Here is a 12,207-nt window from a genome sequence, read left to right as displayed (position 1 = left end):
AGGCTTGAACTATCGTTGCGATAATTGGAGAGGGCATATCAGAATGCCGGAACCGTCAGCCCATCAGATGTCTGTACTTGCTGAGAAACCTAGGGCCGATACGAGTTCTGTATTGGATATCCTCGAAATTGGCGTAGTAGCGGGCGTTGAATCGTTCTTGAAGGCCGGCCAATTCAGAATCCGGTTGTCGACCGTCGAGCCTATCGAGCATGTCCATGCAAAGGTCCAAGACTTCATCTTCGCTGTTTTCGACGGGAGAAAGCCTGTTGTCATCGTAGAAGCTCTGGGTTGCACCTTTCGAAAACGGATCGAACAATCCCAGATCCCTGCATTCATCAAAGCTCAGATGCCGCTTCTGATCATGGCTCCAGACAAGTTTTGGCGTGAAAATGTCACAAGGTCCGTGTGGTCCTGGGGCATATGGAATGAGATTGTTCATCGCCACCGGTACATCGAACATCGTGGCAACGCCGGTCAACCCGGACGAGCAGCCAACCATGAACCGGCACTTGGCCAAAAGATAGATGTCGCCGAACTCATCGCGGTAATTGCTTGCGTAGTCGATGATTCCAGGGCCCGGTTCGATGGGGGCATGTGGGTGAGATCCCACTCGGACAGCGACGCCCCCCAGCCCGGCGATATACTCCATTGCCTTGCGGGACCGTGTGATGTCCGTGTCGCGGTAGGAATGATAAGACCAATTCTGTTTCGGAAATCGTGCGTTTAGATAAGACGGATCACGGCTATGGAAACAGACGAACCATTGGTCTGCCCCAATCCCCATATCCGCGAGAAGCCGGCGACCGCGCGCGTCTTCATCCTTAGAGAATTGAGTCTCACCTTTTGCCAAGGCAAATGGCTTGTTGAGCGGCTTTAGGGCAAAGGCCTGGCCGTCGTTCTGTTCCAGGCCTGTAAACACATCGGCAACGAACTCATTGAATCTTTCGGCAACAAAGACAGGCCATCGACGGCGGACGATTTCAATCAGGCTGTTGTTTTCACGGCTTTCAAGAATGAAAACAAACCGATCCTTTGGACCGATCCCCCCCATCTGAACCATCCGGGCGCAGTATTCAGGTATGCACGCAAGCGGACCGATCCGGCCCTGCATGACGATGATGTGGATTTGCGAAAACCGCGACGCGATGAAAAATAGCGGCCGCACGAGCGCATTCCTGATCACAAATACGGCAAGTGATCTAACCGTGCGGTACAAGCGGCGGAGCATCAAAGCGGATGAAGGCAGAGAAACGGCTTATTCCGAAGCCGTCAGGAAAGTTTCAGCGTTTGATCCCAGGCCAGGCAATCGACACACTTGGCGCTCCAATTTCGGCCCTGCTCAAGCATTTGTTGGCGGGCATTGCGCGATACTGGATTTTGCCAAATTTCCTGAATCGTGTTGTCGACCACGTTGCCCATCTCAAGATCAGCGTTAAAGTCGACGCAACACAACGGCACGCGACCGTCGGTGAAGATGTTGAAGTTAACCCAGGGGGACGGACAGGCGCGATTATTCAGGGCGGTTTTGTCAATCCCGGATCCCGGGGCAAACTCTTCGGCCCAGGCACCCCAATTGTGCAGAAGCTTTCCGTAGACGCGATCGTTCTTCCCCAACAACGGCTTCCAGTAGGCCTTGAAATCTTCGTACTCGTCGCAGTTGGTTTCAGACACGGTCATTCGGATCGTGACATGCACATCGTCCGTTTTACCCAAACGGTCACGCACCTTGAGGAAGTTTTCGATATTGGTGACGCATTCTTCAAAATTAAGGCGCAGGCGGATCGCCTCAAAAGTCTCTTTGGTCGCGCCGTCGATGGAAAAGTCGACGCGATCAAGGCCTGCTTTCAGAAGAGATTCGGAACGGTGTTCCCACATCAATCCGGCATTTGACGTGATCATCACCGACTTGATTCCCATCTCCTTCATGACGATGAGCTTGGCTTCGAGCTTCTTGTCCATTAACGGCTCGCCGTCGATATGGAGAGAAACCTCTTCGATCCAATCGACGTGAGGGCGCATGTCTTCGACAATCTTGTTGAAAATGTCATCGGGCATGAAGTTGACGCTGCGCTCCCATTCCTCAATGGGACACATCACGCAGCGGGCATTGCAGGTCGAAGTCACTTCGATCGCAATGCGCTTGGGAAAGCGCTCCAGCTCGTGATTTGAGGTGATACCCATCACCTTGGCGAAGTCAGCGACAACGCCTTCATTCTCCTGCTTGATCTTTGGGTCGACAATTTTCATGTCCATGACGTAAGTCTCCAATAACGCGTTGATATACTAATCTAAATTTATTTCCGGTCAATGTGAGTCAAGTAAAACCCATGTGGGTTTAACTGTGGTGATTCCATGTCTGCACGGCGAGTTTCCATGCTGAAACAACGATTGCTCTAGGATGCAACAACCATTACGCCCGGGAAAAATAGAGCGTCCAAGTCGGTGTTGAGAAACAGCAATAGTGCTTCATCCGGGGTCTCAACGATGGGCTCTCCCGGTCCATTGAGGGATGTATTCATGACTACGGGCAGCCCCGTCAACGTTTTGAACGCGCTAATAACATGAAAATAGGCGCCCTCGGATTCGCTCACAGTCTGAATCCGCGAGCTGCCGTCTACATGTGTGATCGCGGGTAAGCGGTCGTTTTTAACACGGGCCGTGAATAGCATAAACGGGGAAGGAATCGGGCATTCCTCGAACCATTCGCCGGCATCTTCTTCCAACACTGCCGGGGCAAACGGTCGCCAGTGCTCGCGCCCCTTGATGGCGTTGACCCGTCGCCAATTCTCATCGTGTCCCGGATGCGCCAGGATCGATCTATGACCGAGGGCGCGCGGACCTGTTTCGGATCGTCCGTCGTACCAGGCGATGACCTTGTTTTCAGCCAACATCTTGGCGGCAACGTCGCAATACTCGGTCAGTTCGGTTGCGATTATGTCGTCTGCAAAGCGCGTCAGCGCGGCTTGCACTTCCTCATTTGAGCGTGCGGGGCCGAGATAGGCGCACTCTCGGGCATCCAATTTTCTTTTAGGCCTCGGAACGGCAAATATGTTGTGGGTAACGGCCAGCGCACCACCGATGGAAAGTCCGCGGTCGCTGACCGCTGGCGGGACGAACAGATGTTCGAACGGCGACTTATTGGACAGGACGCTGTTGGCGGGGCAGTTGAGCGCAACACCGCCGCTTAGGCACAGATTAGGGGTCGGCCTGCCCAGTCGGTCCTGTAAGACAGCGTGACTTTCCGCCGCACGGAGGAGAATTTCTTCGATCAGATGCTGGGTACTCGCGGCCAAATCCGCGTTTATGGGTTCGAGAATCCGGTCTGTGTCGCCGAGAGGATCGAAATCGTAGCCTTCCGTCTCGGCCTGATTGAGACAATGGCATAGCCAGCGATAAAGCAGCGGGTGGCGTTCGTCGGTGATCCAGTCGGGAATTGCGGCTGCCGCCTTTTCCCCCGGCTCGACGATGGGTGCCTGCAGGCCGTCGAACCAATTGCCGACAAAGGCTGGATCATAGAACCGCGGCTTGCCCCAGGGTGCCAGGCCCATAAGTTTGCCGGCGCCTGTGTCGTAACCCAAATTCAATAAGAAGGCGATGCGCTCATAAAGGTTTCCCGCCGACAGGAAATGGGGCGCGACCGAGTACAGGTTCGTGCCTTCTCCATAGTAGTACATGCCACCCCAGTAGGACGTGCCGGGGTCGCTGCCATCATGGGTCATTATCGCGGCCGCATCGAAATCCGACGCGAAAAATGCGTAAGCCGCGTGGGCAAATTGGTGCGACATCATGAAGCCCGGTATGGCGCGACCTTCTACCTGAACCGTGACTGGAACCTGCATGCCAAACCGATTTTCATCGCTCAGCACATCGCTCAGGTCGATATCGGCGGTTTCAGTCAAGGTGCGTGGTTTCAGCCACTTATCGGGAATCAGGAAGTCCTCGATGGCGCCGACACTTTCGAGGGCTTGGAAATTATTCAAAAAGCTTTCGGGCAGCCGTTTCAGATAGGGATGAAAGCGGCCCTGCGCGAGGATCTCACCAAGATATTTGGGGGATTTCTGGCTAAGGGTGTCGGCGTCGATTCCGCTTGTGCAATATTTTGCATGCGGCGCCGCCAGATCGACAGTGAAGGACAGTCGCGCCGGGTCTTCGAACAAATATTCCAGGCGCTGTGTCGACGTCACGGAACAGTAATCGATGTCGGCGACCGCCACATCTGCGTCTGCCAAGGCCAGACCGACCTCGCGAGCGGTCAACCCGATGGCATGCTTGGCGCGGGTAAAGCGTTCGCTCTCGATGCAGTTGAGGACAATGCCGTCGCGGACCACCGAGACCGACGCGTCGTGGCCGAAATGAAGACCTAGAACAATCATGGATTTGTTATGCCGTATTATTGTGAAATGAGTCAGAACCTATCGAAACGTGATGTCCGTGTTTACATCATTCGATAGCGTTGTCCCGGCCGGGCGATCACGGCGTCGGGCTTATGTTCAAGAACGCGGGTTGTGGCCGAAACAAGATCACGGGCTCGGAACGCACGGATCACTGTGTTGCCGATGGCAAAAACCGATAACTTTCCGTCTGCCGCAATGATGTCCTGAAATTGCCAGTAATCGCGAGGCAAGAACAAATGGCGACGCAAGGCAACGGAGATTTCCTCGCCGTTGCGACGGCGGCAATTATAATGTTCGGTCCGCTCTACCGGCTGTAGGTAAAGGTCCGGTGCGATTATCTCTTCGACGTGATGGATGAGAGTGCAGCAATCCATGGAGATGCCGAACATGACAACCCATCCATCCGCCTGGCAAAGGCGGCCAAAGGGGCTGTTGGCGGAACACGGCGTGTCATCCAAGTGATGGCCATCAAGCAGCGCTGCGGCATCCTTGCCCTTGGCGGCGACGGAATGGGTTGGGTGAATGCTGCGCCCGTCGGCATATCGTGTGCGAAATATTTCCGTCAGGATACCGACGTTGGACGGTGTCTTCAGTTCATCAAAAAATGGGTCGGACGGTTTGACGAACCGCCAGGACATGGTCGGTAACATCAACGTGCCGGGCGCCATGTACTCGAGCATTGCTTCCAATACATTGACCGGATCGCCACCCTCGCGGCCGCAGGCCTTAAATGAACTGTGAACGAACAATGTGCTGTCGCGGGGTACGCCGAATCGAGAAAATGCACCGGCGATATGCTTTTCCGGTCCGGCTGAAACAGGAATCACGCGGCGGGCTTTCGAACCAGAAAACGGCCCAACATCAGCGCATCCAAGCCGCATCCGAAGAATGTCATAAGGGCATCCCGCGGAGTTTCGACGATCGGCTGGCCCTTAAGATTGAAGCTGGTGTTCAGTATCACCGGAACGTCGGTGACCGCATCGTAGGCGCGGATCAGGTTGTAATAAATTTCGTTGTCCGAGCTTCGCACGGTTTGCAGCCGGGCGGTTCCGTCCGTATGGACAACGGCGCGAATTTTGTCGGCGGCATCGGCTTTGGCATCTACCGTAATCGACATGGATGGGTAGTCTCTGGAATCGATATCGAAGAAATCCTGCGCCCGCTCTTTCAGGGCAGACGGCGCGAAGGGACGAAATTCCTCACGGTATTTGATGCGAGCATTCACAAGGTCACGCATCTCCTCGGTTCCGGCTGCGGCAATGATTGAGCGGTTACCCAACGCCCGCGCCCCGGCTTCTGACCGGCCTTGAAACCATCCCAGAATTTTGCCTTCAGCAAGAAGTGCTGCCGCTGATTCAGCTGGATCTTCCACTTCCTCAAAGGTGCAGCTATTGCCCGTTAGTTCCTGGCGAATATGGTCGTCGGAATAGGAAGACCCAAGATAGGGGGTGAGCAGCGGCCACGGCGTGTCGCCCATCTGTACCGCCCCATAATAGGCGCAGCCAAGAGCGAGGCCGCGATCCGAACACACGGGCGAAACATAGAAAGTCTCGAACCCCGCGTCGGTGACAACGCGGCGGTTGGCCGAGCAATTGAGTGCAACGCCGCCTGCATAACAGAAATTGGCCGTATCGGGGACGCGTGCCCGGGCGGATTTAAGCAGACTCAAAAGGCACTCTTCCGTGGCGGCCTGAATCGAGCGTGCCAAGTCTCGGTAGAACGGCGTCATCTCGCTTCCCGGAATGCGGCTGGGTTGGCCTAAAACCTCGGCCAAGTTGGGGCCGTAAAGTGGCTCAAACGGTGATTTGACCGACGGGTCCCGGCGCACGAACGACCAATCAAATTCCCACCCGCCGTCGACAGGCCGGATGATCTTATTAAGATCGACGGTCGGCTCACCATACGGCGCCAAGCCCATGACCTTGTATTCGTCGCCATCGCCAAAACCCAGGAAGTAGGTCATCAGCGTGTAAAAGTAACCAAGAGAATTATCGGTCGGAATTTCCTCCAGCACAGTAATGCCGTTTTCGCGCGATGCACTGGCGACCATTCCCGCCATGCCATCGCCGGCGGCATCCAGAGACACGCAAATCGCATCATCAACCCCAGAGCCGTAAAATGCCGTGGCGATGTGCGCCATCTGGTGGTGGACCTGCTCGACCTTCGGGCACGAGCCGAAGTTGTGGCGCAGATATGCTTCGATCCGGCCATCATGGCCCGGGTAGGTGATGCCTGGCGTCACGACCAGGTCGATGTCCTCAAAGGAAATACCGGCAATCTCCAGGCAAGCCTTTATGGAGTAGAAGGGAAGCATGCCGTAGCAGGATTTGATCCGCAGATAGCGTTCCTCTTCGCATAGCGCGACGCAACGCCCGTTAATAATCAGGGCTGCCGCGGGCTCGTGTTGGCCCAAGGTGACGCCGCCGTGAATTCCAAGAACGATCATGATGTGTTTGCCGTTATGCTGCTTGCCAGATGCCGACTATTCGACGAAATGGGATTCAACTTTGAGAATTGCCCGGACCGTATCGTCAGCTTCGGCCGCGCCATAATTCTCGTTCAAATAAAGATTGAAACTTTCTGCAAGAGCGCGCCGCGCGTTGGGGCAATCGAAACCGTCCGACAGATGTGAGCGTAACCACGGCCAGTCCGTGGCCAAATATTTATAGTCGGGGTTAAGGTCGATGCCTTCGGCTCGGACAGCGAGTGCGAATTCGGTCTTGGTGCAAGTGATCTTCGCCGGGTCGATGAACACGGGATAGAAGAAAGGTGAATCCGCATCCGAATGGGCGGACGGCGTGCAGACACGAGACCGTTCGTCGATACCGGATGCCACGGCATCGACAAAGGCGCGGCGCCGGGCGATGGTGTCATCAAGGCGGGCAAGCGAGATTAAGCCAACGCCGCAGGAAATTTCGTCCGAATGCAGGTTGAGTGCGGGAAACAGGTAGCCCGACGGATCGCGGTCGTCGAATTCATCCTGCCAGCGCGGCTTGCCACGGTCTGCATGTGCCAGCGCCATGCGGTGGATTTCTTCGTCGCGTGTGAAGACGAGGCCGCCGCTGGCGCCCGTAATGTGGGCCTTGCGGTACATGGTCGAGAATGCGGCGATGTCCCCAAAGCTGCCAACGGGTTTGCCGGCGCAAGTGGCGAAATGGGCCTGAGAACAATCCTCAATGACCTTGATTTTCCGCGCATGTGCCTCTGCCGTAATGGCATCAATTTCCGTCGCCTGGCCGGCGGCATGGACGACCATCACGGCTGAGGTGGAATCGCTGATGCGATCAAGAAACTGGTTAGGCCCCATGTTGTAGCTGCCCGGCTTACTGTCTGTAAGTCGGGGGGTTAGGCCATTCAGGATAATTGCACTTAAACTGCCAGGGTCGGTGATGGGAGAGACGAGGACTTCCGATCCCTTCGGCAAATCGAGTGCTGCGATCGCGACATAGAGCGCCGCCGTTCCCGTGGCGACCGCGTCGGCGAACCCGCCTCCCATCTTCTCGGCGAAGGCTTGGCAATATCGGTCTTCGAAATGCCCCTGATAACCTGGGTCCAGTTTGCGTTCCCGGTAGTAAGCCATGACCTGTTTGACCATGGCCTCTTCGGCCTCCGCGATGGCGAGGCGGGCCGGCATCGGCACGCCCCTTACTGGTGTGCCGCCCAGGATGGCAAGTCTGTCTGCCATGTTTGTCGGGAGGGTGCTCATATGGCCTCTGCAATGGCACCGGCTTCCAGCCCATGGCGGGCCAAAAGCTCTTCATAGCTGCCATAGAAATGGATGAACTCGTCCTTGAGCGTAAAGTTCTTGAGGCCGTTTGTGATGCCGTTGTCCCAGGCGATCTCCTTGACTCGGGACCCGAGGCCGCCGTGCGGCACGTGTTCTTCGATCACCGCTGTTTGCTTGTGCGACGTCAGTGCGTCCAGGATGCCGGCCTCATCCAGTGGCTTGATGGTATGGACGGAAACAACCGATGGTGTTTTGCCGGTTTTGGCGCGCACGCGGTCGGCCACGTCGAACGCCATCTTCATGGTGATGCCGTAGGTCAGGATGCACAGATCACCGTCTCCGCGGACCAGATAGCGGATCTTGCCGACTATAAACGGATCGACGGCGTTGGCTGTCAGGTCGGGTTCGCCCGCCTTGCCGAGCCGCATGTAGACGGGCCCCGTGCTTTCGGTCGCGCACCAAGTTGTCGCCAGGCGCATCTCTTCAGGGTCGCAGGGTGCGAGCACCGTCATATTGGGAATGGCGGAGGCGACGGCGATGTCCTCCATGGTGTGATGGGTGCCGCCGAGGGTCGAATAGATGATGCCCGCCCCCATGCCGATCACCGTCACCGGCAGATTCTGATAGGCGAGGTCGTCGCGCACCATTTCGAACGGCCGATAGAGGGAGAACGTTGCGATGGTATAGCAGAATGGCCGCATGCCCTTCAGCGCCATGCCGGCGGCGATGCCGATCATCGCCTGTTCCGCGACGCCGCAATTGATGAAGCGTTCGGGAAACTCTTCGCGGAACTTGACCATGGAGCCGGCCGGCGAAATATCCGCGACCAAGGCACAGATCTTCGAATTGGTCTTTCCGATCTCGTAGATCGCATCGGCGAACTTGTTCCTCATGACGAGATCTCCACCAGTTCGTCGAGCGCTTGTTTATATTCCTCGGAGTTGGGTGAACGGTAATGCCAGATCGCACCGCCCTCCATGTAGGAAACGCCCCGGCCCTTCACCGTGTTCCCGATCAACAGGAAAGGACGCCCCCCTTTGCGGGCGGCGACGGCGTCGAAGACAGCGGCCCCGTCATGGCCGTTGACCTCGGCGACCTCCCAGTTGAAGGCCTCAACTTTTTCGCGGATCGGATAAAACCTGGGATGGGTCTCGGCCGTGTTGCCGAAGGACTGCATGCCGTTGTGATCAAGGAAGCAGATCAGGTTGTCGACCTCAAGGTTCGCGGCCATCATCATGCATTCCCAGGTCGAACCTTCCTGCAGTTCGCCGTCGCTCAGGACAGTGAAGATCAGTCCGTCGCCCTTGTTCACATGGCGTTCCGTGTAGGCCATGCCCGTGGCCAGACCCATGCCGTGGCCGAGGGATCCGGTCGAGGCTTCAATGCCCGGAACGCCGTAATCGGGATGACAGCCGAGCCGGCCGTCGGGCTTGCAATAAAGGTCCAAGTCCTGACGAGACAGGATGCCGAGGTCTTCGAGGATCACGTATTGCGCCATGCAGCCATGCCCCTTGGACATGAGGAAGGTGTCCGGGCTGTTGCCGGCGGCGCCGCGCATCAGGCCGTTGTAGATAACGTCCACCATCTCGAGGCAGGAAAAAGCGCCTGCCGCGTGCAGGGCCTGGACCTGTTGGGAGATTTCTAGGACACGCCGACGGTATCCCATGCAGCGCTTGCGCGCAGTTGAATCGTCAAAGGAATTGGGAAGCAAGAAACCGTTCTCCCGTTATCGTGTTCATCTGATGATGGTCCAGTACCAGTCGCCCGTATATCCGGCCTCTTCAAAGACCTTCAACCAACCGTCCGGGTAGTCGTGGAACCGTGCGGTCAGCACCCAACTTTCGAAGATTTCCTTCTGTTCCGGCGTGAGGTAGCTGTCGACCTGAATGAACCCCTTGCCCGGGGCCAGGCGCTCGATTTCCTTCACGGCACGAATACAGCCGTCACGATCCAGATTATGGATCGTGTTGATCGCCAGAACCGCGTCGAAACTGTCGTCGGGAAACGGCAGGTCGTCGCAACTGCCGATCTGTAGGCGGCCGACGACCTCCGGTTCGCAGTGCATCAATGCGTATTTCGATATGTCGATGCCGTAGGCATCGATGCCCTCTGCGACCAAATCTTTCACGAGGAATCCCTTGGCGCAACCGACGTCGAGCACCCGGTCGCCCGGCTTCAGTCCGAAATGAGTGATGATGTCCTTGGCGACCGGCTGCCAGCGGCCGTCATAGCGGTATCCGCCGTAACCGTATTCGCGAGGGCCGTCGAAGTACATCTCGCCGTATTCGCGGGAAATGCGGATATGGTCTTCTGTCTTGGCGGTCTCGCGCGCCTGGACGTTGCGTTTGCCTTGGGGAAGGCCGCGCAGCAGGTTTGCTTCGGCCATCAGAGGGTCTCCGCCATCTCGTTTTGCGCGTGGGCCAAGCCGTCCGCCAGGGGCGTATATCGGAATTCCGGAAAGGCCGCCAGCGTGTCGGACGGGTCGAAGGCGCGGTATCCGTTGTGAGGCATGGGCCCTTGGCGCGGTGAGCCTTTGATGCCAACTTCCGTTTCGGAAAGGGCAACAACCAGCTCAGCGATCTCGCGGAACGACGTTACTGTTCCGGTTACTGCATTCAGCACGCCGGACGAGCGATGCGCCGCGATCAGGCGGATCAGTTCAGCGACATCCCGGACGTCGACATGATCGCGGCGTTCCTCGCCCTCGCCGAACAGGAGGATGTCTTCGCCGGCCGCGGCCAGGCGGCGAAAGCGGTTGGGGCCATAACCGTTGTGCGGGTCGGCCGCACCGTAGATCAGGGTCGGGCGCAGGATTGCGAGAGGTCCTTTGGTGGCCTCTTTGAGCATCAATTCGCGGGCCAGATGCATGACGCCGTGGAGCGAACCGGGTTCGGCGCAGGAGGCTTCCGTCAGCGGAGCCGCGCTGTCGGCATAAACGGCGTCCGAGCTGACATAAACGACATGCGCGGGCTGAACCTGGGTGAGTGCACCCGTCACGCTCCGCATCATACGGATGTTGCGTTCCAGCATCGCACCGTCTTTGCAGGGAGCTTCGGCAGATATGACGATCAAGGTGTCGGTGTCGCGAAGCTGCTCGGCCAGGACGGTGTCAGCACGGTCGGCGATCAGGTCGACATCGTTGCGGCCGAGGCCGAGAACAGGCGTCCCGTCGGTGGCGAAGGCGTCGGCGGCGGTTCGCCCAACGAACCCGCCGGCGCCGAGAACGACGACACGGGTCGGTTGGCTTGGGTGAGATTGCGTATGTTCAAGCGGCATCTAAAATCTTATCGGCTCCATTTACATCATGCTTTGGCATGGATCACAGATAGGGTTTGCAAATCAACAAGACGCCGAAGGCAACCATGAACGATGTAAGGGCGTGCTGATAAAGCCCCCCCCCAGTTCGAAGGAATATGCGGTTCCCGATTATCACGTAGATGGTTGCGGAGAAGACGGCGGTCAGCAGGTTGTACGACAGCATCTTATCCGGCCCGAAACTGGCGAGCAGAACGAAGAATTGCACGATCGTGAACATCAGATAGTAATAAGCGACGGTATAGCGGAAAACTTCCTTTTCCTTTTTGGTCGATGCGGCAAGGATCGCCAAAAGCGCACCACCTAAATTGGTGCTGCCATGTATCAGCCCCATAACGAAATGATAGGCAGGAAGAACGCGGCCAAGGTCGAACTTATTGGCGCCACCGTGGTTGGTGTAGAACCTCAGCATCGCCGAAATCAGCAAGATTGCCCCGATGAAGCTGTTGAGCCAGGACGTGAAATGGACAACCGTCGAAAGCCATAGACCGAAGGCGATGCCCGGAAGGCAAAGTGTATAAAGATAAATGGAGATTGATGTCCGGCGGGCATCCTTGGCCAGTACCTGTAACAAGGATACGCTAAAAGACGCGGGGATGAGGTAGCTCAGCGTGCTTACAAAATCAAATCCCAGGAGCAACAGGGCCGGCGTGCCGAATACGAGAATGCCGACACCGAACAAGGATTGTACGACGGCGCATACGGAGATTACGGCATATATCAGAACGTGATCAGGCATGTCGTTTGATGTGTATAAAAGTAATGGACGAT

Annotated in this window: 11 protein-coding genes; all 11 read right to left on the bottom strand. The window is 56.8% G+C overall.

Annotation, left to right across the window (positions count from 1 at the left end):
- Window positions 1–55: 55 nt before the first annotated feature.
- Window positions 56–1,165 (bottom strand): TIGR04372 family glycosyltransferase, encoded by a 1,110-nt coding sequence (locus KFF05_17440; GenBank protein UTW51653.1) that lies wholly within the window; start codon window positions 1,163–1,165, stop codon window positions 56–58.
- Between the two features lie 104 nt (window positions 1,166–1,269).
- Complete coding sequence (locus KFF05_17435) at window positions 1,270–2,253, bottom strand: radical SAM protein (protein UTW51652.1); 984 nt, start codon at window positions 2,251–2,253, stop codon at window positions 1,270–1,272.
- Between the two features lie 140 nt (window positions 2,254–2,393).
- Entirely contained in the window at window positions 2,394–4,373 is a 1,980-nt protein-coding gene (locus KFF05_17430) for a carbamoyltransferase (GenBank protein ID UTW51651.1), read from the bottom strand.
- A 62-nt stretch (window positions 4,374–4,435) separates the two neighbouring features.
- On the bottom strand, window positions 4,436–5,221 hold the full coding sequence (locus KFF05_17425) for an AAC(3) family N-acetyltransferase (GenBank protein UTW51650.1): 786 nt from the start codon (window positions 5,219–5,221) through the stop codon (window positions 4,436–4,438).
- On the bottom strand, window positions 5,218–6,840 hold the full coding sequence (locus KFF05_17420; GenBank protein UTW51649.1) for a hypothetical protein: 1,623 nt from the start codon (window positions 6,838–6,840) through the stop codon (window positions 5,218–5,220). Before KFF05_17420 ends, KFF05_17425 begins: the two co-directional genes overlap by 4 nt.
- A 36-nt stretch (window positions 6,841–6,876) precedes the next feature.
- A complete protein-coding gene (locus KFF05_17415; protein ID UTW51648.1) occupies window positions 6,877–8,100 on the bottom strand; it encodes a DegT/DnrJ/EryC1/StrS family aminotransferase in 1,224 nt (407 codons plus the stop codon).
- Entirely contained in the window at window positions 8,097–9,014 is a 918-nt protein-coding gene (locus KFF05_17410) for a transketolase (GenBank protein ID UTW51647.1), read from the bottom strand. The genes KFF05_17415 and KFF05_17410 overlap by 4 nt, the downstream gene beginning before the upstream one ends.
- A complete protein-coding gene (locus tag KFF05_17405; GenBank protein UTW53774.1) occupies window positions 9,011–9,787 on the bottom strand; it encodes a transketolase in 777 nt (258 codons plus the stop codon). The genes KFF05_17410 and KFF05_17405 overlap by 4 nt, the downstream gene beginning before the upstream one ends.
- A gap of 69 nt (window positions 9,788–9,856) precedes the next feature.
- Window positions 9,857–10,507 carry a class I SAM-dependent methyltransferase gene (locus KFF05_17400; protein UTW51646.1) on the bottom strand — a complete coding sequence of 217 codons (651 nt, stop codon included), beginning with the start codon at window positions 10,505–10,507 and terminating at the stop codon, window positions 9,857–9,859.
- Window positions 10,507–11,397 carry an NAD-dependent epimerase/dehydratase family protein gene (locus KFF05_17395; protein ID UTW51645.1) on the bottom strand — a complete coding sequence of 297 codons (891 nt, stop codon included), beginning with the start codon at window positions 11,395–11,397 and terminating at the stop codon, window positions 10,507–10,509. Before KFF05_17395 ends, KFF05_17400 begins: the two co-directional genes overlap by 1 nt.
- Window positions 11,398–11,440: 43 nt before the next feature.
- The gene (locus KFF05_17390) at window positions 11,441–12,175 is read right to left on the bottom strand and encodes a hypothetical protein (protein UTW51644.1); all 735 of its coding nucleotides are present in this window, start codon (window positions 12,173–12,175) and stop codon (window positions 11,441–11,443) included.
- Between the last annotated feature and the right edge of the window lie 32 nt (window positions 12,176–12,207).

The organism is bacterium SCSIO 12827, assembly GCA_024397995.1.
In the GTDB taxonomy this organism is placed as follows: domain Bacteria; phylum Pseudomonadota; class Alphaproteobacteria; order Rhodospirillales; family Casp-alpha2; genus UBA1479.
This window is presented reverse-complemented; position numbering and strand designations above follow the sequence as displayed.